This window comes from Aquitalea magnusonii (assembly GCF_003202035.1).
Lineage (GTDB): Bacteria > Pseudomonadota > Gammaproteobacteria > Burkholderiales > Chromobacteriaceae > Aquitalea > Aquitalea magnusonii.
This window is the reverse complement of record NZ_QJKC01000006.1, coordinates 64,228-86,783: the sequence shown is the minus strand read 5'-3', so window position 1 is coordinate 86,783 and position 22,556 is coordinate 64,228. Positions and strand designations below refer to the sequence as shown.

The 22,556-nt window shown below is 64.2% G+C and carries 20 protein-coding genes; 7 read left to right on the top strand and 13 right to left on the bottom strand.

The annotated features are described in order from the left end of the window. Positions 1–100: 100 nt before the first annotated feature. Both recX and recA read right to left on the bottom strand, forming a co-directional pair. Entirely contained in the window at positions 101–562 is a 462-nt protein-coding gene (gene recX / locus DFR38_RS08045; protein WP_059286999.1) for a recombination regulator RecX, read from the bottom strand. 17 nt (positions 563–579) lie between these two features. Continuing rightward, complete coding sequence (gene recA / locus DFR38_RS08040; RefSeq protein WP_059286995.1) at positions 580–1,626, bottom strand: recombinase RecA; 1,047 nt, start codon at positions 1,624–1,626, stop codon at positions 580–582. A gap of 160 nt (positions 1,627–1,786) precedes the next feature. On the opposite strand from recA, the gene hrcA reads away from it, so the two are divergent. The 6 genes from hrcA to recR all read left to right on the top strand — a co-directional run bounded on the left by hrcA (position 1,787) and on the right by recR (position 7,404). Then, positions 1,787–2,803, top strand: coding sequence for a heat-inducible transcriptional repressor HrcA (gene hrcA / locus DFR38_RS08035; RefSeq protein ID WP_059286996.1), 1,017 nt, complete (start codon positions 1,787–1,789; stop codon positions 2,801–2,803). A gap of 32 nt (positions 2,804–2,835) precedes the next feature. Further along, positions 2,836–3,885, top strand: coding sequence for a lytic murein transglycosylase B (gene mltB, locus DFR38_RS08030; protein WP_059286997.1), 1,050 nt, complete (start codon positions 2,836–2,838; stop codon positions 3,883–3,885). 75 nt (positions 3,886–3,960) lie between these two features. After that, entirely contained in the window at positions 3,961–5,907 is a 1,947-nt protein-coding gene (gene dnaX, locus DFR38_RS08025; protein WP_110313249.1) for a DNA polymerase III subunit gamma/tau, read from the top strand. A gap of 1 nt (position 5,908) precedes the next feature. Then, positions 5,909–6,247: a YbaB/EbfC family nucleoid-associated protein gene (locus DFR38_RS08020; protein WP_045846077.1), complete on the top strand. Its 339-nt coding sequence runs from the start codon at positions 5,909–5,911 to the stop codon at positions 6,245–6,247. Between the two features lie 84 nt (positions 6,248–6,331). Next, positions 6,332–6,733: a GFA family protein gene (locus tag DFR38_RS08015; protein WP_059287610.1), complete on the top strand. Its 402-nt coding sequence runs from the start codon at positions 6,332–6,334 to the stop codon at positions 6,731–6,733. A gap of 41 nt (positions 6,734–6,774) precedes the next feature. Next, a complete protein-coding gene (recR, locus tag DFR38_RS08010) occupies positions 6,775–7,404 on the top strand; it encodes a recombination mediator RecR (protein ID WP_059287611.1) in 630 nt (209 codons plus the stop codon). Positions 7,405–7,422: 18 nt separating this feature from the next. Here recR and DFR38_RS08005 read toward each other — a convergent pair whose 3' ends face one another. The 11 genes from DFR38_RS08005 to DFR38_RS07950 form a co-directional block, all read right to left on the bottom strand. Continuing rightward, positions 7,423–8,802 carry an aminotransferase-like domain-containing protein gene (locus DFR38_RS08005; RefSeq protein ID WP_110313248.1) on the bottom strand — a complete coding sequence of 460 codons (1,380 nt, stop codon included), beginning with the start codon at positions 8,800–8,802 and terminating at the stop codon, positions 7,423–7,425. A gap of 27 nt (positions 8,803–8,829) precedes the next feature. Further along, positions 8,830–10,170 carry a cytochrome c oxidase accessory protein CcoG gene (gene ccoG, locus DFR38_RS08000; protein WP_059287556.1) on the bottom strand — a complete coding sequence of 447 codons (1,341 nt, stop codon included), beginning with the start codon at positions 10,168–10,170 and terminating at the stop codon, positions 8,830–8,832. Between the two features lie 224 nt (positions 10,171–10,394). Continuing rightward, positions 10,395–11,024 (bottom strand): MarC family protein, encoded by a 630-nt coding sequence (locus DFR38_RS07995; RefSeq protein WP_059287557.1) that lies wholly within the window; start codon positions 11,022–11,024, stop codon positions 10,395–10,397. A gap of 96 nt (positions 11,025–11,120) precedes the next feature. Further along, a complete protein-coding gene (locus tag DFR38_RS07990) occupies positions 11,121–12,986 on the bottom strand; it encodes a heavy metal translocating P-type ATPase (protein ID WP_110313247.1) in 1,866 nt (621 codons plus the stop codon). Next, complete coding sequence (locus DFR38_RS07985; RefSeq protein WP_110313246.1) at positions 12,983–14,023, bottom strand: SPFH domain-containing protein; 1,041 nt, start codon at positions 14,021–14,023, stop codon at positions 12,983–12,985. Before DFR38_RS07985 ends, DFR38_RS07990 begins: the two co-directional genes overlap by 4 nt. After that, entirely contained in the window at positions 14,023–15,003 is a 981-nt protein-coding gene (locus tag DFR38_RS07980) for an SPFH domain-containing protein (RefSeq protein ID WP_110313245.1), read from the bottom strand. Before DFR38_RS07980 ends, DFR38_RS07985 begins: the two co-directional genes overlap by 1 nt. Positions 15,004–15,012: 9 nt before the next feature. Continuing rightward, positions 15,013–16,989, bottom strand: a complete 1,977-nt coding sequence (locus DFR38_RS07975) for an SPFH domain-containing protein (RefSeq protein ID WP_110313244.1) — start codon at positions 16,987–16,989, stop codon at positions 15,013–15,015. Positions 16,990–17,346: 357 nt separating this feature from the next. Further along, entirely contained in the window at positions 17,347–18,477 is a 1,131-nt protein-coding gene (gene dapE / locus DFR38_RS07965; protein WP_059286752.1) for a succinyl-diaminopimelate desuccinylase, read from the bottom strand. Continuing rightward, a complete protein-coding gene (locus tag DFR38_RS07960; RefSeq protein ID WP_059286751.1) occupies positions 18,474–18,824 on the bottom strand; it encodes an ArsC family reductase in 351 nt (116 codons plus the stop codon). The genes dapE and DFR38_RS07960 overlap by 4 nt, the downstream gene beginning before the upstream one ends. Before the next feature lie 15 nt (positions 18,825–18,839). Continuing rightward, positions 18,840–19,997, bottom strand: coding sequence for a PilT/PilU family type 4a pilus ATPase (locus tag DFR38_RS07955; protein ID WP_059286750.1), 1,158 nt, complete (start codon positions 19,995–19,997; stop codon positions 18,840–18,842). Positions 19,998–20,132: 135 nt separating this feature from the next. After that, positions 20,133–21,812, bottom strand: a complete 1,680-nt coding sequence (locus tag DFR38_RS07950; protein ID WP_059286749.1) for a long-chain-fatty-acid--CoA ligase — start codon at positions 21,810–21,812, stop codon at positions 20,133–20,135. A gap of 307 nt (positions 21,813–22,119) precedes the next feature. On the opposite strand from DFR38_RS07950, the gene rimP reads away from it, so the two are divergent. After that, positions 22,120–22,548, top strand: a complete 429-nt coding sequence (gene rimP / locus DFR38_RS07945; RefSeq protein WP_059286748.1) for a ribosome maturation factor RimP — start codon at positions 22,120–22,122, stop codon at positions 22,546–22,548. The last annotated feature ends 8 nt before the right edge of the window (positions 22,549–22,556 follow it).

The following is a 22,556-nucleotide window of genomic DNA, read 5'->3' as shown; positions in this document are numbered from 1 at the left end:
GAGATTGAATTCGTTGGCATCGGCGTGGGGGCTGATGCTGAGCATGCTGGATTGTGTCAAGCCGCAACCGGGCTGGCAAGGGCTACGGCTCCGGCCACGCTCAGTCTGCGCTGTCCGGCGGGAAATCGTCATCCATGGCGCTGCCGGCCATCACCTGGCGGATGATGTCCATGCCAAAGCCGCGCGCGGCCAGAAAGCGCATCTGGCGGGCTCTTTCCTGCGGCGTGTCGGCCACGCTGCCAAACTTTCTTTGCCACTGGCTGCGGGCCAGGCTCAGGTCGTCGCGATCTTCCAGCACCTGGGCGATGTCTTCCTTGCCCACGCCACGCTGACGCATTTCCTGTTGCAGGCGGCGGCTGCCGTATTTCTGGCCCTTGATGTCGGCAAACTGCTGGGCAAAGCGGCTATCGGACTGCCAGTTGCGCTCGGCCAGTTCGTCCAGCAGGGTGGCCAGCTGTTCCGGGCTTTCGGCAAACGGCGCGAGCCGCCGCTCCAGTTCCCGCCGGGTGTATTCCCGGCGGGACAGGAGATCGACGGCTCGCGCCTTCAGGCTTTTTTCCATCGGCAAGCCGGTGCGTTTCACGCGTCCAGCATGTCGTCGGCCAGTTCCTCGTCGTTCTCGGTAATTTCTACCTTGATGCCGACGGCGTCACGGATCTTGGCTTCGATTTCCTGGGCAACTGCCGGATTGGTTTTCAGCCATTCGCGGGTATTGTCCTTGCCCTGGCCGATTTTCTGGCCGTTGTAGGCATACCAGGCACCGGACTTGTCGATAAAGCCATGCTTGACGCCCAGTTCGATGATTTCGCCTTCGCGGCTGATGCCTTCGCCGTACAGGATGTCGAAATCAGCCTGGCGGAAGGGCGGCGATACCTTGTTCTTCACCACCTTGACGCGGGTTTCGTTGCCGATGACTTCGTCACCCTTCTTGATGCCGCCAACGCGGCGGATGTCCAGGCGCACCGAGGCGTAGAACTTCAGGGCATTACCACCGGTAGTGGTTTCCGGGTTGCCGAACATCACGCCGATCTTCATGCGGATCTGGTTGATGAAGATCACCAGGGTGTTGGTGCGCTTGATGTTGGCGGTCAGCTTGCGCAGCGCCTGGCTCATCAGGCGGGCTTGCAGGCCCACGTGGCTGTCGCCCATTTCGCCTTCGATTTCCGCCTTGGGTACCAGGGCAGCCACCGAGTCGATCACGATCACGTCCACGCCGCTGGAGCGCACCAGCATGTCGCAGATTTCCAGCGCCTGCTCGCCGGTGTCCGGCTGGGAAATCAGCAGGTCTTCCACCTTGACGCCCAGTTTTTGCGCGTAGATGGGGTCCAGTGCGTTTTCCGCATCGATATAGGCGCAGGTGCCGCCCAGCTTCTGTGCTTCGGCCACGGCCTGCAGACACAGCGTGGTTTTACCGGAAGATTCCGGGCCGTAGATTTCCACGACACGGCCACGCGGCAGACCGCCGATACCCAGCGCCAGGTCCAGGCCCAGCGAGCCGGTGGACACCACCTGCAGGTTTTCATTGATCTGGTTGTCGCTCATCCGCATGATCGACCCCTTGCCGAACTGCTTTTCGATCTGGGCAAGGGCAGCCGCCAATGCGCGGCTCTTGTCTTCTGACGCCATGCTGTCTCCAATTGCGTGTAGTGGGACCAATAGATGGGGGATTATCGCACAAAGCCAAGAGCCGACAAATGCGAATGGCCGCTTGAAATGATGTCAACACGCGCAACATGATATTGAGGGAGAGGCTGGCCGGAATCGTCTGGTCAGGTAAAATGAGAGCATGATGAACGAGCGCGCACAACGTCTGCTGAAAACGCTGATCGAACGCTACATCGCCGATGGTCAGCCGGTGGGATCGAAAACCCTGTCCATGCTGTCCGGCATGGAGCTGTCATCCGCGTCCATCCGCAACATCCTGGCCGACCTGGAGGGCATGGGGCTGATTGCCTCGCCGCATACCTCGGCCGGGCGTGTGCCCACGGCCAAGGGCTATCGCCTGTTTGTCGATCACCTGCTGACCATCCAGCCGCTGGAAGAGCTGGCCATGCGCGAGCTGGAAAGCAGCTTGCAGCCGGACAGCCCGCAACGCATTGCCCAGGCGGCCTCCACCTTGTTGTCCGATCTCACCCACTTTGCCGGCGTGGTGGTGACGCCGCAGCGCTCCGACGTGGCCTTCCGCCAGATCGAATTCCTGCGCCTGTCCGAGCGGCGCATCCTGATGATTCTGGTGACGCTGGATGGCGATGTGCAGAACCACCTGCTGACCACCGAGCGCGACTACAGCCCCAGCGAACTGATCGAAGCCGGCAATTTCATCAGCCAGCATTACGCCGGCCAGGGCCTCAGCGCCATTGCCAGCCTGGTGGCCAGCGAGCTGCGCGAATTGCAGGGCAATATCACCGAGCTGATGACCGCCGCCGTGCGCTTTGGCCAGAACTCGCTGGGCAGCCCCAGTGATGCGGTGGTGATTGCCGGCGGCATGAATCTGCTGAATGTGCGCGACCTGTCGGAAGACCTGTCGCGCCTGCGCGAGCTGTTTGCCACTTTCGAGCGCAAGACCGAACTGTTGAAACTGCTTAACCAGGGCCAGGATGCCCAGGGCGTGAACATTTTCATTGGCGAAGAGTCTGGTGTGATGACGCTGGACGAGTGTTCGGTGGTGACGGCACCTTATCGCATCAACGGCCTGGTGGTGGGTACACTGGGTGTGGTCGGCCCCACCCGCATGGCCTACGAGCGGGTGATCCCCATTGTGGACATCACCGCCAGACTGGTGTCCAGTGCGCTCTCCTACTAAGCCGCCACGACGGCACCTAACGGAAACCCCTGATGAAACGATTGTTGATGGCTGCCGCCCTTGCCGGCGGCGTGATGTCCTCCCTGGCGCAAGCCGATGCCGCCTTTCTGGCCCGCCCTGATGTACAGCGCTATATCGACGAGCAGGTAGCCAGCGGCGTGTTCAATCGCCCGGAGCTGGAAGCGGTGTTTGCCAATGTGGAAATCAAGCCCAATATCATCGCCATTCTCGACAAGCCGTCCACCGCCCGGCCGTGGTATCAGTTCCGCTCCAGCTTTTATAACGAGCGCCTGCTGAAGAACGGCGTGGCCTTCTGGCAGCAGCATGCCGCCACCTTGCAGCGCGCCGAGCAGGTGTACGGCGTGCCGCCGGAAATGGTGGTGGCCATCCTGGGCATCGAAACCAATTACGGCCGCAATACCGGCAGCTTCCGTCTGGCAGACGCGCTGTCCACCATCGCCTTCAACTACCCGCGCCGCGCCGAGTACTTCCGCGGCGAGCTGACCGAATTCCTCAAGCTGGCCAAGGAAGAGCGCATCGACCCGCTGTCGCTGAAAGGCTCTTACGCCGGCGCCATGGGCCTGCCGCAATTCATGCCGTCCAGCTTCCGCAAATGGGCGGTGGATTTTGACGGCAGCGGCCATCGCGACATCTGGAACAATGTCGACGATGCCATCGGCAGCGTGGCGCATTACTTCCAGCTGCAAGGCTGGCGCCATGGCGACGACGTGATCGTGCCGGCAGCCGTGCAACCCGGCGTGGATGTCAGTGCGCTGGTGGCCGACAAGTTCAATCTGCACCTGACGGTGGGCGAACTGAAAGCCCGTGGCGTGTTGCCGCAGGCCCAGGTAGCCGACCATGTGCAGGCAGTGCTGGTGCCGCTGGAAACCGCGCCGGGGGTTACCGAATACTGGCTGGGGCTGAATAATTTCTACGTCATCACCCGCTATAACAAGAGCACCCTGTATGCCAAGGTGGCACAGGAACTGGCCGATGAATTGCGTTTGCGCTACCTGAACACCCAGGCGCTGCAAGCAGCCCAGCCGGCTGCCACGCCAGCAGAGCCCACCCCGGCCCCGTAAGGCCGGGCCAGCCGGCAGGCGGCTCCAGCCAAAAGGAGTCGCCTTGCCGGCCAATTGCCATTAAAATCCGCCCCCATGAGCTATCAAGTCCTTGCCCGCAAGTGGCGCCCCAAACGCTTTGCCGATCTGGTCGGTCAGGAGCATGTGGTGCGCGCCCTCTCCAATGCCCTGAAAGAAGAGCGGCTGCACCATGCCTATCTGCTGACCGGCACCCGTGGGGTGGGCAAGACCACCATCGCACGCATTCTGGCCAAGAGCCTCAACTGCGAAACCGGCACCACCGCCGAGCCTTGCGGCGAGTGTTCCGCCTGCCGCCAGATTGACGCAGGGCGCTTTGTCGACCTGCTGGAAATCGACGCCGCTTCCAATACCGGCATCGACAATATCCGCGAAGTGCTGGAAAACGCCCAGTACGCGCCCACTTCCGGCCGCTTCAAGGTCTACATCATCGACGAAGTGCACATGCTGTCCAAGAGTGCCTTCAACGCCATGCTGAAGACGCTGGAAGAGCCGCCGGCCCACGTCAAGTTCATCCTGGCCACCACCGACCCGCAAAAAGTGCCGGTGACCGTGCTGTCGCGCTGCCTGCAGTTTTCCCTGCGCAACATGACGCCGCAGCAGGTGGCCGGCCATCTGGCCCATGTGCTGGAAGTGGAGCAGCAAAGCTTCGAACCGGCCGCGCTGGCCCTGCTGGGTCGTGCCGCCGCCGGCTCCATGCGCGATGCCTTGTCGCTGCTGGATCAGGCCATTGCCTATGGCATGGGCGAGGTCAGGGAAGACGGCGTGCGCGCCATGCTGGGTGCGGTGGATCGCCGTTATCTGTTCGTACTGCTGGAGGCACTGGCGGCCGGTGATGGCCCGCGCCTGATGGCCGAGGCCGAACAACTGGCGCAGCGTGGCATCGGCTTTGACAGTGTATTGGCCGAAATGGCCGTCTTGCTGCAGCAACTGGCCATGGCGCAGACCGTGCCCACGGCTATTGCCGACGACGAGCCGGAGCGCGAAGCCCTGTTTGCGCTGGCCAGCCTGATCGCGCCGCAAGATGTGCAGCTGTACTACCAGATCGCCATTCATGGCCGTAAAGACCTGGCACTGGCACCGGATGAGCACGCCGGCTTCAATATGACCCTGCTGCGCATGCTGGCCTTCCATCCGGCCCAGGCCCAGCCAGACAGCGCGGCCGCACCGCGCAGCAATACTGCGGCGGCGGCCACCCGGCCAGCGCCAGTGGCCATGCCGGCGCAATCCGATGCCGGGGCGGATGGTTCGGCTGCCGCACGCGCCTTGCTGGCCGGCCTGGGGAATCGCAAGCCAGCCAGCCGACCCGCTGCGCAAGAGCCTGCCGCGGCGGCTGACGCCGAACCCGAACCTGCCCCTGCGCCACCGCAGCCTGTCACGCCTGCGCTAGCTGCTGCACCTGTCGCGTCAGCCGAGCCAGTGGTGACTGCGCCAGCCCCGGCTGCCATTGCACAGGCCGCCCCGCTTGCCGCCGCCGATGACGAGGAGGGCGACGACGAGGATGAGGCCGAGCTCGACAACACGGCACCATGGGACGAGACCGAGGCCGAAGAAAGCATGCCGGCCTATGCCATGGCCGAAGAGGCTGCCGTGGCGGAGGCGTCGCCTTATCAGTTTGATGGCGACTGGGGGGCGCTGGTCACCCAGCTGGGTACCCGGCTGGGCGCCGCACGCATGCTGGCACACAATGCCGTGCTCAAGGGCTGGAGCCAGTCGCGGCTGGAACTGGCGGTGCCGGACAGCTTCCGCCACATGGCCACCCGCGATTATCAGGAAAAACTCAAGGCTGCGCTGACCGAGCAATTCGGTCAGCCAGTCGAACTGGTGGTGACGATAGAGGAACTGGGGCTGGAAACACCGGCCATGCAGGGCGCCCGTCATCGTCAGGAACAACTGGCCCAGGCCCGACTATGCCTGGAAAACGATCCGGTGATTCAGCAGCTGGTGCGCGATATGGGCGCCACGCTGATGACGGAAACGATTCAACCTTTGCAGGAGTTGTGACATGTTCGGTAAAAACGGTATCGCTGGTCTGATGAAGCAAGCCCAGCAAATGCAGGAAAACATGAAAAAGGCCCAGGAAGAACTGGCCACGGTGGAAGTGGAAGGCCAATCCGGTGCCGGCCTGGTGAAAATCGTCATGACCTGCGCCCACGACGTGAAGCGTGTGTCCATCGACGACAGCCTGCTGGACGATGCCAAGGAAGACAAGGAAATGCTGGAAGACCTGATCGCTGCCGCCGTCAACGACGCGGTACGCAAGGTGGAAGCCACTTCCCAGGAAAAGATGTCCGGTTTCACCAATGGCCTGAACCTGCCGGCCGGCATGAAGCTGCCCTTCTGATCCTGTCTGCATGAGCTGGCGCACCACGGCCCGCTGGTGAGCCATGGCGGGGCGGCATGGCTCCGCCGCCAACAGGGAGTTGCCATGGAACAGGTATTGCACGGTCATTGTCTGTGTGGCGCGGTACAGTACCAGTGCCAGGGCCACCCTCTTGGCGTGTCCTACTGCTATTGCAAGACCTGCCAGCTGGCAGCCGGCGCGCCGGTTTATCTGGGGGCGCTGTTTGCCCGCCATGCCGTCAGCTGGCAAGGCCGCACCACGGCCTATCGCTCCTCGCCACTGGGGCTGCGGCATTTCTGCCCGGTCTGTGGCAGTACCCTGTTTTATGAATGCACCGATGGCAGCCAGCGGCTGGAAATTACCGTCGCCACGCTGGAGCAGCCGGAACGGCTGCCGCCCGATTGCCACGAGTGGACCGACAGCGCCATCCCCTGGTTTCACCTGGACGATGCCCTGCCGCGTTATCCGCAGGGCGGGCCGGACTGAAGCCTGCCGGTCTTCCCTTATCCTTTGCTGCCTGCTTGCCCATGAAAAACCCACCCGCGCTCGACCAGCTGATTGCCGCCCTCAAGGTATTGCCCGGTGTCGGTCCCAAGACCGCCCAGCGCATGGCCTTCCATTTGCTGCAACGCGACAAGACCGGCGCTGACAAGCTGGCCCGCGCGCTGGACCGGGCCTTGACCAGGCTGACCCATTGCGAACGCTGCAATACCTTTAGTGAAACCCCGCTGTGCAGCATCTGCGCCGATCCGGAACGGCGGCCGGATCAGCTGTGCGTGGTGGAAATGCCGGCCGACCTGATGACGCTGGAGCAGGCCAAATGCTATCAGGGCCTGTATTTCGTGTTGATGGGCCGTATTTCGCCGCTGGACAATATCGGCCCCAAGGAAGTGAACCTGGACAAGCTGATGGTGCGGGCGCTGGACGAGGTGGTGGAGGAGGTGGTGATTGCCACCAACTTTACCGCCGAAGGTGAAGTCACCGCGCACATGATTGCCGAGCTGCTCAAGGGCCGTGGCCCCAAGGTGTCGCGCATTGCGCGTGGCATGCCGGTGGGCGGCGAGCTGGAATATGTCGACCTGAGCACGCTGGCGCAGGCGGTGTACGAACGCAAAGCGCTGACCGCCCAGTCCGACCCGTCCACGCCGCCGGGCTGAGCGTCACGCCAAGCCCTGTCATTCCATGGCTTGTCGCAGCAGCGCGCCTAACAGGGCAACCCCCTCGCGCTGGTGCAACGGGTCGAAAAAACTGAAGTTCAGCCGCAAGGCATTGGCCGGGCCATGGTGCGGATGGAACAGCGTGGACGGCGCATAGTGAATGCCCTGTTCGATGGCCAGCGGCAACAGCGCGGCACAATCCAGCCCCTCCGGCAGGATCACCCACTGAAAATAGCCACCCTCCGGCTGCAATAAGCGGCTGCCCGCCGGAAAACTCTCTTGTATCTGTTGCTGCATGGCATCGCGCCGCTGGCGCAGGCTGGCGCGCAGCCTTGTCAGCATGTCGCCGTGCTGGCCGGAAGCCAGCAGCCGCGCCAGCGCCATCTGGCTGGGCAGCGGCGTACCGAGCGAGCTGCACAGTTTCAGCCCGCGCACGGTATTGCTCAGCCGTCCGGCGGCGATCCAGCCCACCCGGTAGCCGGGAGCCAGCGATTTGCTGAAGGACGCGCAATGCAGCACCGTGCCGCTACGGTCAAAAGCCTTGAGCGGGCTGGCCCCCTGTTTGCCGAAGTACAGCTCGCGGTAGGTGTCGTCCTCGATGATGCACACGCGGTGGCGCTCGGCCAGTGCCACCAGCGCGCGTTTTTGCGCTTCCGGCATGATCAGGCCGGTGGGGTGCTGGAAATTGGCCATCAGCACGATGCCGGCCGGGCGTTCCGCCTGCAGCAGGGCCGCCAGCGCATCCAGGTCCAGGCTGCCTTGCTCGGACAGCGCCAGCGGCAGCATGCTGATGCCCAGATGGCGCAGCTGGTCCAGTGCCGCGGGAAAGGCCGGGGTCACCACCACCATGCTCTGGCTGCCAGAGGCGCTGACCGCAGCGCGCATGGCCAGCGTCAGCGCCTCCATGCCACCGCAGGTAATCAGCAGCTCATCGCCCGCCAGGCTCACGCCCTGGCTCAGATAATGCAGGCCCAGTTCGCGGCGCAAGCCGGCGTAGCCCTCGACCGGCGTGCTGGACAGCGCGGCGCGGTAGTCTTGCAAGGCACGGCTGAGCGCACGGTTCATCTGGGTGGTGTTGATCAGCGCCGGATTGATGAAGGGACAGCCCCAGGGCATGGGCAGGGCGGTGGTCAGGTGCTCCATGCGCAGCACGCCGTCACTGGCCGGTTCGGCCGGGCGCAAGGCGGCGGGCGGTGTGCAGACGCGAAAGCCGGAGCGCGGCAGCGCTTGCAGCAAGCCCTGCCTTTCCAGTTCGGCGTAGGCGCGCTGGGCCGTGGTCAGGCTGACGCCGTGATCCTGGCACAGCCGGCGCAAGGAGGGCAGGCGGTCGCCAGCGCGCAGCTGGCCCTGTTCGATGGCATGGCGGAACAGCTGCGCCAGCTGCAGGGTTTTGCTCATGAATGAAGGACTCGCATGGTAGGGGGCTCAGTCGCCGATAAAGCTGCTTTTTTCCTGCAGCACATGAGCGGGCTGGTCGAGCGAGCGGATGACAAAGCGGATGTCATGCGCGCCCCTGGCAGCGTACTGCGGCTCCACCTGGACTCGCAAGCCTATGGTTTCGGTGGCGGTAGCCGCCAGGGCCACCGGCTGGGTACTGGCCGCCAGCCGGATGCCCGGCAGGCCCTCCACGCTGATGACAAAGCGCTGCGGCCGCTCGCTGCTGTTGATCAGCCGCACACTGTAACTGTTTTCCAGCCAGCCATCGTCGGTTTCCCGCACCAGGCTGGCGCGGTCGCGCAGGATGTCGGCCTTGAACGGAATGCGGTTGAGAAAGCTGACCACCGACAGCAGGCTGATGCCCAGCAGCAGGCCGCTGTAAAACAGCACCCGCGGCCGACGCCAGGCCGGCTTGCTGTCAGTCTGGCCTTCCAGTGCGGCGGCGCTGGTGTAGCGGATCAGCCCGCGCGGCGCATGCAGCTGGTCCATCACTTGATCGCAGGCATCGATGCAGGCGGCACAGCCGATGCATTCGTATTGCAGGCCGTGGCGGATGTCGATGCCGGTAGGGCAGACCTGCACGCAGATGCCGCAGTCGATACAGCCGCCGGCAGACTTGTCCGCCTGCTTGCCGCGCGGTTCGCCGCGCTGGCTGTCGTAGGAAATGATCAGCGTGTCGCGATCGAACATGGCGCCCTGGAAGCGGGCATAAGGGCACATGTGCGTGCACACTTTTTCCCGTAGTTGCCCGGCCAGCAGATAGGTAAACGCGGCGTAGAACAAGATCCAGAAGCTTTCCCACGGCCCCAGCGTTCCCTGCCACAGGCTGCCGGCCAGCTCGCTAGCCGGCGTGAAGTAGGCCACCAGCGAAAAGCCGGTCCACAGTGAAAACAGCAGCATCAGGCCGTGGGCCAGCCCTTTTTTCGTGAGTTTGCCGGCGCTGTTGGGGGCGGCGTCCAGCTTGCGCCTGGCTTTGTGATCGCCCAATACCAGCCGTTCCACCCATAGCATGAGCTGGGTATAGACCGTTTGCGGACAGGCATAACCGCACCACAATCGACCGGCCAGCGTGGTCCACCAGAACAGCCCCAGCGCGCTGACCACCAGCAAAGCGGCCAGATAGACGAAATCCTGCGGCCAGAAGCTGGCACCGAAGATGAAAAACTGGTGGCGATCCAGATCAAACAGCACCGCCTGGCGCTCATTCCAGCGCAGCCAGGGCAGGCCGAGGAAAAGCAGCTGGGTGAGGATGACCAGTGCCACGCGGATGTTGTTGAAACGGCCACGGGTCAGGCGCGGATAAATCTTGATGGGGACGGGCTGGGTCATGGTGCGGGGTCCGGAAAGATAACCCGCACTTTGTAGGCGCTGTCACCATGACAGACAATGCACAGTTGCCAGCCTGTTTATATGCACAGATGGCAGATGGTCTTTTTATATCAATGGCTTGCCCTGTCCTGTCAGACGCTGGTCATGGCCGGGTGATGACAGATTCGATACAGATGGTTTGCGCCAGATCAAGTGCGCCAGATGCGGCCAATCTGGCGGGCACTTTAGCGTGACAGCTGCGGAAACAGCCGGTACAGCCCATCGACGATGATTTCCACCGACACTGCCGCCAGCAACATGCCCATCACGCGGTTGACGATATTGATGCCGGTCTGACCCAGCAGGCGGCTGATGGGGGAGGCCAGCACCAGTGCGCCATAGCAGGTGATGGCCACCAGCAGGCTGCTGATCAGCAGATACACCACCTGCACCCAGGAGTGGGCGGTGGAGGCATAAATGATGACGGTGGAAATGGTGCCGGGACCGGTGAGCAGCGGAATGGCCATTGGCACCACCGCGATATTGGTCTTGGCTTCGGCTTCCGACTGTTCTTCCTTGGTGGTCTTGGTGGGTGCCGGCTGGGCATTCATCAGGGCGATGGCAATCAGCATCACCAGCATGCCGCCCCCCACCTGGAAGGAACCGATGCTGATGCCGAGAAAGTGCAGCAGGGTTTCGCCCACCACGGCAAACAGGCAGAGCACCACCGCCACCGCCAGCGTGGTGGTCTTGGCGATGCGCTTGCGCTCCAGCTGGTTGGCGTTGGGCGTCAGGCTGATGAAGATGGGAATGGCACCCAGCGGATTGACCAGCACCAGCAGGGCGATGAAGATTTTGGCGATTTCGAGTTCCATGGTGGCCTTATGGTAAATCTGCGTGAGCCCGCTGGCATTCATGGCCGGGACGCAAAGCTGCAGGCTTGCGCCAGGGATGGCCTGCCATGCGGTTGGTCATCCTGTGCCGGCCGGCGGGACGGTCAGTGCGGGCAGCCGGTCCTGAAAGCGCAGCAGCCGTCCGGCATTGGCCATCACCAGCAGGCTGCTCAGATTATGCAGCAGTGCCGCCAGCAAGACCCCGGCCGTACCCAGCAGGCCCAGCGCCGCCAGCAAGGTGAGCAGGGCGGTCCAGCCCAGGCCGAGTGCCACATTGAGCGACAGGGTGCGGCGACACTGCCGGCTCAGGCGGATGGCGGTGGCCAGCCGGCGCAGATCCTTGCTGATCAACACCACATCGGCTGCCGCCACCGCAATGTCGGCCGCCTGCGCCCCCATGGCAATGCCGACGGCACCGGCCTTGAGCGCCAGCGAGTCATTGATGCCATCGCCCACCACCAGCGGGCGGTAGCCGGCGCGGATTTCCGCCTGTACCGCGGCCAGCTTGCCTGCCGGCAATACCTGGGCGACCACCCGTTCTATCCCCAGTGCCTGCGCCAGCGGTTCGGCCGCGGCGGCGTGGTCGCCGGTCAGCAAGAGCTGGCGTTGCAGGCCCAGCTGCCGCAGCTGGCGCATGGCCTCTGCCGCTTCCGGGCGCGGGGTGTCCGCCAGATGAAACCAGGCCAGCAAGCGGCCATCGAGCGCCAGCCCGACCAGCGAAGCCGCGCCGCGTGCCGGCGGCAGATGGCCGATGCCCATCTGCTGCAGCAGGGCCGGCCGGCCCAGCACCGCCGGGCCCCACGCGGTGTCGGCCTGCACGCCCATGCCCGCTCTTTCCTGCACGTTGCGCAGTGGCAGCAGCGGCTGTGTCCCGGCCTGTGCGGCCAGCGCGCGGCTGACCGGATGGCTGCTGCTGGCGCCCAGGCTGGCCGCCAGCAGATACAGATCCGGCCCCGGGCCGGCATCGAGCACATCCACCCGCTGCAGGCTGAGCTGGCCGCTGGTGAGGGTGCCGGTTTTGTCGATCACCAGCGCCGAGACATCGGCCAGTTCTTCCAGAAAAGCCGTGCCGCGAATCAGGATGCCATGGCGTGCCGCCACCGCCACGCCGGCGACGGCGGCGGCCGGTGTGGCCAGCACCAGCGCGCAGGGGCAGGCGGCCACCAGCACCGCCAGCATGGCCTGGGTGTCGCGGCTGATAAACCAGCTGAGTGCGGCCAGTGCCAGCACCAGGCCCAGATAAGCGCCGGCATGGCCTTCCACCAGCCGGGTGATCGGCGGTTTGGCCATTTCGGCCTCGCGCATCAGGGCGGTGATGCGGCCCAGTGCCGACTGCTCGCCCACCTGGCTGATTTCCACCAGCAGCCGTCCTTGCAGATTGAGCGCCCCGGCATACACCTGGCTGCCTGCCGTCACATCCTGTGGCAGGGATTCGCCGGTGATGGCCGAGGTGTCCAGGCTGGAGTGGCCCTGGCGTACCATGCCGTCGGCCGGGATGCGGTCGCCGGGGCGGACTTCCACACAGTCGCCGCTACGCAGCTGGCTGTTGTCGACGTCCTCGTGGCGGCCATCGGCCAGCAGGCTGCGTTCTTCCAGCACATGGCCCAGTACCATCAGGATGGGCAGCAGCGCGGCACCGAGGGTGTCGCCACTGGCCCAGGCACCGATGATGGCCAGCGCCACCAGCAGGTCGGTCATGCCATGCAGGTCGGGGTGTTGCAGGCTGCGCCAGGCGGCGCGCAAGGCTGGTCCCGCCATCAGCAGGGCGGCGGCGGCGGTCAGCCATTGCGCCAGTGCGCTGCCATTGTCCACGGCAAAGCGCCAGTACGCTGCCAGCAGCAACAGTCCGACCGCGCTCATGGCCAGCAGCAGCTGCCGGCCCAGCCCCTTTTGCTCGGCCGGGCTGAGCAGGCCATTGCCGCCCGGTGTGCAGCACAGGCTCATGGCCGGACTCCTGGCAGGATCAGCCGGCTGCCGCTGTCCGGGTCAATGGTGCTGAGCTGGCCGGCCTTGGCCAGCACGCCCTGTATCCGGTTGCGGTAGAGCTGGCGCAGCAGCTCTGGCCCGTCTGGCTGTTGCATGTGGCTGGCCAGTGCGCTGATTTCACTGGTTTCGCTGCGGGCCAGTGCCAGCCGTTCATTGGCGCGGGCGCGGGCGTTGTTGAGCATGCTGCTGACGGCGGCGCTGGCCTGTTGCTGTTGCTGGGCGGCCGCGGTGCGCGCCAGTGCCAGCTGCCGTTCCACGGTCTGGTCGGCGGTCAGTACCGCATCAAAAGCCGCCTGCGCCTGGTGGGGCAGGGCGGAGAGCAGGTCGATGCGCACGATGCGGATGCCCAGTGCCACACCGCGCTGGCGCAGTGACTGCAGGCGCTGGTTGGCGGCCGCCACCAGTTCGGCGCGCAGCCGTTCGCGCTGTATGGCCAGCTGGCCGGAGGCGGTACTGCCGCGGCTGACCAGAATGCTGTCCAGATCGCGCCCGGCACTCAGTTGCAGGGCGGCGGCACTGACCAGCCGGTCCAGCGCCGGCAGCGCCTGTTCGCCCTGCACGGCATAGGCCATGGCATCGTCAATCTGGTAGTAGACCGTGGCATTCAGCTGCACCACGCCCAGGTCGCCACTCAGCAGATAACCCGAGCCGGCCAGTTCGTCGCCCATCTGCCGCAGCGCGGTGCCGGCGCCATCCAGTGCCAGCGCATGGGCGTTGCGTGCCAGGCCGCTGATCTGGCGCTGCTGCAGCCGTTCGCCGGCCGGCAGCAGCAGGACTTCCTCGATGGGGCTGGGCCAGGCCAGCAGCAGCCCGGCATGCTGTACCCGCTCGACCGCGCCAAAGCGCAGGACAACAGCCTGGCTGTCGGCCGGAATGGGCCGGATATGGCCAAACAGCCAGGCCAGTCCGGCCAGCAGCGTCAGGCCCAGCAGCAGGCGGTAGCTCAGGCGCAGCGATTGTTCCAGCGGGCTGGCAGTGTGCTCGGCATGCGACATCAGCGGCCCTTTGCACTCTTGCTGGCGCTCAGCCCCGGCGGGCCGTCCACCAGTGCGCGGAAGGGCGCGGCATCGGTGCGCAATACCAGCTGGGTCGAGTTGTTGACCACGCCGTTAAGGGTGTCCAGCGAACGCAGTGTCTTGTAAAGCTCGGGTGCGCGCTGGTAGGCCGCGGCGTAGATGCGGGCTGCTTCCACCCGTGAGCCGGCTTCGATCTGGGCGGCGGCCACGCTGGCATCGGCCTGACGGATACGCGCATCACGTGCGGCATTGGCGCGGATGGCGGCGGCTTCTTCATTGCCGCTGGCCGTGCGTTCCGCCGCGATGGTGTCGCGCTCGGCCCGCATGCGTGCCACGGTGGCATCCAGCGTGACTGCCGGCAGTGTCAGCCGCTCCAGCCCGACATCCACTACCCGCACGCCATAACTGGTCAGCAGTTGCGGCGCCAGCTGCTGGCGCAGCCGCTGTTCGAGCTGGCTGATGCGCAGCTGGCTGGCATCGGTATTGACCAGGCTGGACAGGGCAAAGCCGCTGCTGCCGGTTTCCATGGCCGAACCGGCAAAAGTGGCAATCTGGCGCGCGGCTTCTTCCGGCTGGTTTTGTACCGCCCGCAGGAAACGGGTGATGTGGGTGGCATCGGCCGGCACTTGCCAGGCCACATAGCTTTGCATGATGACGCGCAAGCCGTCGCGGGTGCCGACATCCTGCAGGCCGCTGGAGGTGGTGCGCAGGCGCAGGTCGACCGCGATGGCGCTTTCCAGCGGCGGTGGCAGTCGCCATGCCAGGCCCGGTTGCAGCAGCACGCGTACCGGGTCGCCAAAGCGGGTGATGACCACGGCTTCGCCGGAGTGGACTTGCAGCAGGCTGCTGGCCAGGGCTGCCAGCAGCAGCACGGCCACGGCAGCCAGCTGCCGCCAGCGCAGGCTGCGGGGTGGCAGCGGCGGCGTGTTGTGATGATGATGGTGAGCGGAATGGTCCAAGGCGGACTCCTATGGGTGCGGCACCGCCGCACGGGCGGCAGCGCCGGTAGCAGGTGGTGGCTTGACTTCGACGCCGGGCAGCGTCGGCGCAGTGCCGGCCGGCCGCAGGTCGATGGTGGGCAGCGCGGCGGCCGGGATACGGTGGTCGATGATCAGCGGCCGGGTATGACTCAGCCCGTGTGCCAGTGCATGCAGATAGCGCTCCAGCAAAAAGGTCTGGCCCGCCAGCTGGTAGGCTTGCTGGTCGGCCTGGAAGGCAATGGCATCCGCACGGCTGGCGGCCAGCTGCTCGGCGGCAGCCGCACTGGCGGCGGCGCTCTGGCGCAGGGCGGCCTGCACGGCGGCACTGTGGCTGCGCACCGCCTGGGCGCGCTCGGCCGCCACATTGGCCTGGGCCAGAATCTGCGCGGCCTGCACGCCATGATAGGCATTGGCGGCGGCGGCCGGCGGGTGGATGGCCTGTATGACCACGGCCAGCAGCTCGATGCCGGCGGCAGAGCGGTCCAGCTGCTGCTGGATGCGGTTGCGCAGTTGCAGCGAGGTGGCCGATAGCCCCTCGCCCAGTAGCTGATCCAGTTGCTGGCCGGCAAAGTAATGCAGCATGGTCTGCTGTGCCAGGCTGTGCAGCAGTGCCGGCGCATCGCTCAGCCGGTACAGCGCCAGCGCGTCTTCATCGCGCAGCCCCTGGCGGTAGACCAGCCGCACATCCAGACCCATCAGCTGGATGGACTGGTTGCTGCCGCGGCCGCTGGCAATCAGCTGCATGCTTTCGGCGCGGTGCTGGCCATCCCACAGGCGGTTATTGCCGGCGCTGACGTTCTGGCCGCCATCGTCGGGCAGCAAGGTGCTGGCCTGCTGATGGATCTGGCCGTTCTCGATAAAGCTGACGCGGCCCAGTGGCCACGGCAGACCCAGGTGCAGGCCGGGCTGCCACACCGCCACGGCGGCGCCAAAGCGCTGATAGATGCCGCGCTGGTCGGTGCCAATGATGCTGAGGCTGCTCAATAGCCAGGCGCACAGCAGCAAGCCGGCGGCCAGCGGGCGCAGGGCACTGCCGAGAAAGCGCAATGCCCAGCTGTGGCGCAATTCCAGCCCCAGCCCCAGCCCCTGTTGCAGCTGTCGGCGCAGCCGCTGCGCCGGGTTGCTGCGCTGCATTAGCGAGGCCAGCAGGCTGTTGAAGGCCGGCGGTGTGGCCTGCTGCCGGTGGTAGGGGCGGAATCCGCTGAGCAGGGCGCGTAGCAGCAGTTCGGCACTGAGCAGCAGCAGCCAGCAGCCAGCCAGCGGCAGGCCCGGCAACAGCCAGTCCAGCCCCAGCATCAGCCCCAGCCCGCACAGCGCAGGCAGCAGCAGGGCAAGAATGATGGCGCGTGACAGGGTAAGCAGCAGCGGCGCCTCCGGCCAGTCGGTGGCGCTTTCCTGTGCCAGCCTGCGTTCCAGCAGCAGGCAGGCAAAGGCGGCCAGCAGTCCGCACAGCCCCGGCAGCAATAGCGACGGGCGGCTGATGCCGCTGGTCGTGGCGGCACTCAGGTCGGCCTGCACCAGCAGCAGCGACAGCAGCAGGGCCAGCAGGCTGCCCAGTGCCTGCCAGATGACCGGCCAGCCGCAGTGGCGGCCGATCAGCCGCCGCAGACGTGGCCACAGCAACAGCCGGCGCAGTGGCTGGTGCTGCTGGTAGGAAGTGGTACTGCGGCGCGGGTGGAGGGCTAGCCAGGCGGGCCGGGCAAAGGGCAGCACAGGCAATGCGGCAGCGCCCTGGCGGCGCCGGCGCCAGCCCGCCCGGCTGGCCGCCGCATTGAGCAGGCCGGCCAGCAGGCCGAGTGAGGCTGCGTCGCTCAGCCACAACAGCCGCGCCGGCCACTCGGCTAGCAGCAGGCTGCACAGCAGGCAGGCCAGTGCCGCCAGCATGGCCAGCAGGCTGCCGCCGCGACTGCGCCGTTCGTGGTGGCAGTCGGCAGAAACGGGTGGAGGGGTGGCTGGCGTCTTCATATTCCGGCTTGGGGGGCGATCTGGGCTGCTGCTGGTGTTGGCAATGCTACACTGTGCGGAATGATAGGCCGAAAAAAAGTGAGCGAATCATGACACAGGCGCACTACCACAGCGTGTGTTTCCTGCTGCTGGCCGGTGGCGCATGCGCGGCCAGCCTGCCTGCGGCACCACCGCCGCAGCAGGTCGGGCCGGCCGCGGTGGCGCAGCCGGCGGCGGCAGCATCATACCAATGTCTCAACCCTTCCGGGCAGTTGCACCGTCTGCTGAGGCAGTACGCGCTGAAATGCGGTAATCCGGCGTGCCCGCTGTGCTATCCGGCTGCGCCGCCGCCCTGAGCGATGCGCTACGCTGGCTGTTTCAGTTTGGCAGCAGCTGTTCCAGTGTGCGCTGGTAGATGGCTGCCAGCGGCTCCAGGTGGGCCACTTCCACACACTCGTTCAGCTTGTGAATGGTGGCATTGACCGGGCCAAACTCAACCAGCTCGCGCGCAATGCGCTTGATGAAGCGGCCGTCGGAGGTGCCGCCGGTGGTGGAGAGCACCGCATTCTGTCCGGTGACCTGGTGGATGGCGCTGCTGAGCGCATCGGTCAAGGCACCGGGGGCGGTGATGAAGGGCAGGCCGGACAGCGACCAGTGCAATTCATAGCCCAGGCCGTGGCGATCCAGAATGGCATGCACTCGGTCTTTCAGTGACTCCACCGTGCTTTCCGGGCTGAAACGGAAATTGAAGCGGATTTCGCACAGGCCGGGAATGATGTTCACCGCACCGGTGCCGGCGTGGATATTGGACACCTGCCAGCTGGTGGGCGGGAAAAATGCATTGCCCTGGTCCCATTCGGTGGCGGCCAGCTCGGCCAGCGCCGGGGCCATCAGGTGCACGGGATTCTTGGCCAGATGCGGATAGGCAATATGGCCCTGGATGCCGTGGATCACCAGCCGGCCTGACAAGGAGCCACGGCGGCCGTTCTTGATGGTGTCACCCAGTTGCTGGTCCGAGGTGGGTTCGCCAACGATGCAGTAATCGATCAGCTCGCCGCGTGCTTCCAGTGTATCCACCACCTTGACCGAACCATCCGTCGCCACGCCTTCTTCATCCGAGGTCAGCAGCAGCGCGATGCTGCCGCCGTGCTGCGGGTGATCCGCCACAAAGGCTTCGATGGCGGTGATGAAGGCCGCCAGCGAGGCTTTCATGTCGGCGGCACCGCGGCCGTACAGCAGGCCGTTGCGCTGGCGCGGTTCGAAGGGCGGGCTGTCCCACTGTTCGGTCGGGCCGCTTGGCACCACGTCGGTATGGCCGGCAAAGCACAGCAGCGGGCCGCTGTTGCCGCGGCGCGCCCACAGATTGTCCACCTCGCCAAAGCGCATGTTTTCAATGACAAAACCCAGCGCCTGCAGGCGTTCGGCCAGCAGTGGCTGGCAGCCGGCATCGCGCGGGGTGACCGAGTCGCGGCGGATCAGTTCGCAGGTCAGCTCCAGTGTCTTGCTCATGCGCCAAACTCCTCGGCCCATTGTGCTTCGTTGAAACCCACGCTGACCTTGCCCGGGCGTTCCAGCACCGGACGCTTGATGATGGACGGCTGTGCCTGCAGCACGGTAATGGCCCCTTCAGCGCTGCTGGCCTGGGCTTTCAGTTCGTCGGACAGGCCGCGCCAGGTAGTGCCCTGGCGGTTGATCAGCTTGTCCAGGCCGATGGCGTCGATCCAGGCTTGCAGCTGGGCTGCGGTCACGCCCTGTTTCTTGAAGTCGTGAAAGGCAAAGTCGATGTGATGATCGGTCAGCCACTGGCGGGCTTTCTTGACCGTATTGCAATTGGGGATGCCGTAGAGGGTGATCATGTGTGTGTGCTTGTTTTATAAATCCAGGGTGAATCCGTCAAAGCTGGTGGCAGTGTGGTCGCTGTCCTGCCGTTCCGGCTGTTGCTTGCGGGCTGTTTGCGTTTCCGCCTGCTTGTTCTGCGCATGGTTGATCAGCCAGTACAGATTGGTGGGCGAGTCGGCATTTTTCAAGGCATCGTCCAGCAGGATGCGGTCTTGCTGGTAGAGCCGGAACAGTGATTGTTCGAAAGTCTGCGCGCCTTCGCTCATGCTGTTTTCGATGGCTTCCTTGATCTGGTCCACCTCACCGTTGCGGATCAGCTCGGCGATATGCGGGGTATTGATCAGGATTTCCAGCGCCGGGATCTGCTTGCCGTCCTTGGTGGGGATCAGCCGCTGTGAAATCACCGCGCGCAGGGAGACCGACAGGTCCATCAGCAGGGCATTGCGGCTTTCGGTGGGGAACATGCTGATGACGCGGTTCAGCATGTGATAGCTGTTGTTGGCATGCAGGGTGCTCAGGCACAGGTGACCGGACTGCGCATAGTTGATGGCGTGGGTCATGGTTTCCGCGTCGCGGACCTCGCCGATCATCAGCACGTCCGGTGCTTCGCGCATGGCGTTCTTGAGGGCGTTCTGGTAGGAAAAGGTATCCACGCCGATTTCACGCTGGTTGACGATGGATTTCTGATGGCGGTAGACGAATTCGATCGGATCTTCCACGGTCAGGATATGGCCGGACTGGGTCTGGTTGCGATGTTCCAGCAAGGAGGCGACGGTGGAGCTTTTGCCGCTGCCGGTGGCACCCACCACGATGATCAGGCCACGCTTTTGCAGCACCAGCCCCTGCAGCGTATCCGGCAGGTTCAGCTCGGCCAGCGACGGAATCCTCGGGCGGATGAAGCGCACCACCATGGCCACCGTGCCGCGTTGCTTGAAGATGTTGACGCGATAGTTGCCCAGGGTGTCGACCAGGCGGCCGAAGTTCATTTCCAGTTCGCGCTCGAAGGTGGCGATTTCCACCTCGTTCATCAGGCTGTAGGCCAGCTGGCGCACGATGTCGGCGGACAGCGGCTTGTCGTTGATCGGCAGGGTCACGCCATCGATCTTGATCTGTGGTGGTGCGTCAGCGGTGAAAAAGATGTCGCTGGCCTGTTTGTCGGCCATCAGCTTGAAGAACGGCAGCATCAGCATGGTTGGGTTTCCCGATAGGCGAATGATTTGTTGTGGCGGACAGCACGCTGTCCTTGTTATAGCCGTATTGTGCCTGCAGTCGGCGCCGAGCGACAGCCAGCAAGAAAAAAGCCCGCCGGGGCGGGCTGGGATGGCTCAGGCCTGTTTGCCGACTTCCTGGTCGCGCAGGGCGCGGCGTAGTATCTTGCCGACATTGGTCTTGGGCAGCTCGCTGCGGAACTCCACCATCTTGGGTACCTTGTAACCGGTCAGGTTTTCGCGGCAATGATGGATGACATCCTTTTCCGTCAGCGCCGGGTCTTTCTTCACCACGAATACCTTGACCACCTCGCCGGACTTGTCATCCGGCACGCCGATGCAGGCCACTTCCAGCACGCCGGGGTGGCTGGCGACGATGTCTTCCACTTCATTGGGGTAAACATTGAAGCCGGATACCAGAATCATGTCCTTCTTGCGGTCCACCAGCTTGACGAAGCCGTCCGGCGTCACCATGGCCATGTCGCCGGTGGCCAGGAAGCCACGCTCGTCGATGACCTTGGCGGTTTCGTCCGGACGGTTCCAGTAGCCCTTCATCACCTGCGGGCCCTTGATGCACAGCTCGCCCTGTTCGCCCTGCGGCAGTGCCTGGCCATCGGCACCGCGAATCTCGATGTCGGTGGAGGGGACGGGCAGGCCGATGGTGCCGTTATAGGCCTTGATGTCCAGCGGGTTGATGCAGGCGGCCGGGCTGGTTTCGGTCAGGCCATAGGCTTCGGCCAGCGTGACCCCGGTAACCTGCTTCCACTTGTCGGCCACGGCTTTCTGCACGGCCATGCCGCCGCCCAGCGCCAGCCGCCAGCTGGAGAAGTCGACCGTCAGGAAGTCCGGATTGTGCAGCAGCGCATTGAACAGGGTATTCACCCCGGTTATGGCGGTGACGCGGTATTTCTTGATTTCCTTGACGAAACCCGGAATGTCGCGCGGATTGGTGATCAGCACGTTCAGCGCACCCAGCTCGGTGAACACCATCAGGTTGGCTGTCAGCGAAAAGATATGGTACAGCGGCAGGGCGGTGATGATGACTTCCTGCCCCTCGCGCGCCACCGCCTTCACCCAGCTGCCGGCTTGCAGCATGTTGGCGATGATGTTGCGGTGAACCAGCATGGCACCCTTGGAGATGCCGGTGGTGCCGCCGGTGTATTGCAGGAAGGCGATGTCTTCGTGGCCGATCTGCACCGGCTTGAAGCTCTGTGCCGCTCCGGCGGCCAGGGCATCGTTGAAGCGGATGTGGCCGGGCAGATTCCAGGGCGGCACCATCTTCTTGATCTTGCGCACCACGAAATTCACCAGCAGCCGCTTGGGGAAGCCCAGCATGTCGCCAATCGAGGCAATGATGACGTTCTTGACCTTGGTGCGGCCGATCACGTCTTGCAGCACATTGGCGAAGTTCTCCAGGATGACGATGGTCTCGGCACCCGAATCATTAAGCTGGTGTTCCAGTTCGCGCGGGGTGTACAGCGGATTGACGTTGACCACGGTGCCGCCGGCACGCAGTGTGCCGAACACGGCCACCGGGTACTGCAGCAGATTGGGCATCATCACGGCCACGCGGTCGCCTTTTTGCAGCTGCAGCGTGTTTTGCAGGAAGGAAGCGAACTGCACCGTCAGCGCTTGCAGCTCGCCATAGCTCAGCACCTTGTCCATATTGGCCATGGCTGGCCGGTCGCGGAACTTCGTTACACTGCGATCAAACACCTCGACAATCGACTGAAACTGGTTGATGTCGATCTCGTGTGCTACCCCCGGCTGGTAATTCTTTAGCCAAACCTTTTCCATATCTAGGGTTTCTCCATCGTGCTGATTCGAGAGTGCCGCGCCGGCGCTGGTCGTGCTGGCGAGCGTCTTCTATATATTTGTTTCTGAATTTTCGACCGGACATTGCGCCCGTTCTTATATACCCGCACTCCGTCGGGTTGCGGCTAATTTACAGTATGTGAAAAACTCGCGCAAAGCACAGAACCTGTGCGCGACGGCGGCGGGTAGGGGCTTGACAGGCTTCGGTTTTCTTTTTCGCGGGAATGGGTTACAATCGCGATGTTTAGGGATGGGCGTTTCGCCCATTTTTTATTTGTGGAAAGAAGCAATGGATGTTCGTTTGCTGCTGGAAAACACCCTGCCAGGTCTAGGCTATGAGCTGGTCGATTTCGAAATGACCCAGGGTGGCGGTTATCGCGTGTTTATGGACAAGCCCGGTGGTATCACGGTGGAAGACTGTGTGCTGGTAAGCAACCACCTGACCCGTCTGTTTACGGTTGAAAACGTTAATTACGAACGGCTCGAGGTTTCCTCCCCGGGGCTGGATCGTCCTCTCAAGAAAGAGGCCGACTTCGTGCGCTTTGCCGGACAGCTTGCCAAGATCAAGACGCGCATGCCGGTCGAGCAGCAAAAGAAGTTTGCCGGTCGTCTTGCCGGGGTTGAAGATGGCGCCGTCAAGCTGGAAGTGGACGGCGGCCGCATCGTGGCAATTGCCCTGACCAATATCGACAAAGCCAGGCTGGAGCCTGAGTTTTGAGCGGAGGC

Bases quoted from the DNA above. Each gene is read 5' to 3' on its own strand.
- recX (WP_059286999.1), bottom strand. From the start codon at position 562: ATGGAAAAAAGCCTGAAGGCGCGAGCCGTCGATCTCCTGTCCCGCCGG.
- recA (WP_059286995.1), bottom strand. From the start codon at position 1,626: ATGGCGTCAGAAGACAAGAGCCGCGCATTGGCGGCTGCCCTTGCCCAG.
- hrcA (WP_059286996.1), top strand. From the start codon at position 1,787: ATGATGAACGAGCGCGCACAACGTCTGCTGAAAACGCTGATCGAACGC.
- mltB (WP_059286997.1), top strand. From the start codon at position 2,836: ATGAAACGATTGTTGATGGCTGCCGCCCTTGCCGGCGGCGTGATGTCC.
- dnaX (WP_110313249.1), top strand. From the start codon at position 3,961: ATGAGCTATCAAGTCCTTGCCCGCAAGTGGCGCCCCAAACGCTTTGCC.
- DFR38_RS08020 (WP_045846077.1), top strand. From the start codon at position 5,909: ATGTTCGGTAAAAACGGTATCGCTGGTCTGATGAAGCAAGCCCAGCAA.
- DFR38_RS08015 (WP_059287610.1), top strand. From the start codon at position 6,332: ATGGAACAGGTATTGCACGGTCATTGTCTGTGTGGCGCGGTACAGTAC.
- recR (WP_059287611.1), top strand. From the start codon at position 6,775: ATGAAAAACCCACCCGCGCTCGACCAGCTGATTGCCGCCCTCAAGGTA.
- DFR38_RS08005 (WP_110313248.1), bottom strand. From the start codon at position 8,802: ATGAGCAAAACCCTGCAGCTGGCGCAGCTGTTCCGCCATGCCATCGAA.
- ccoG (WP_059287556.1), bottom strand. From the start codon at position 10,170: ATGACCCAGCCCGTCCCCATCAAGATTTATCCGCGCCTGACCCGTGGC.
- DFR38_RS07995 (WP_059287557.1), bottom strand. From the start codon at position 11,024: ATGGAACTCGAAATCGCCAAAATCTTCATCGCCCTGCTGGTGCTGGTC.
- DFR38_RS07990 (WP_110313247.1), bottom strand. From the start codon at position 12,986: ATGAGCCTGTGCTGCACACCGGGCGGCAATGGCCTGCTCAGCCCGGCC.
- DFR38_RS07985 (WP_110313246.1), bottom strand. From the start codon at position 14,023: ATGTCGCATGCCGAGCACACTGCCAGCCCGCTGGAACAATCGCTGCGC.
- DFR38_RS07975 (WP_110313244.1), bottom strand. From the start codon at position 16,989: ATGAAGACGCCAGCCACCCCTCCACCCGTTTCTGCCGACTGCCACCAC.
- dapE (WP_059286752.1), bottom strand. From the start codon at position 18,477: ATGAGCAAGACACTGGAGCTGACCTGCGAACTGATCCGCCGCGACTCG.
- DFR38_RS07960 (WP_059286751.1), bottom strand. From the start codon at position 18,824: ATGATCACCCTCTACGGCATCCCCAATTGCAATACGGTCAAGAAAGCC.
- DFR38_RS07955 (WP_059286750.1), bottom strand. From the start codon at position 19,997: ATGCTGATGCTGCCGTTCTTCAAGCTGATGGCCGACAAACAGGCCAGC.
- DFR38_RS07950 (WP_059286749.1), bottom strand. From the start codon at position 21,812: ATGGAAAAGGTTTGGCTAAAGAATTACCAGCCGGGGGTAGCACACGAG.
- rimP (WP_059286748.1), top strand. From the start codon at position 22,120: ATGGATGTTCGTTTGCTGCTGGAAAACACCCTGCCAGGTCTAGGCTAT.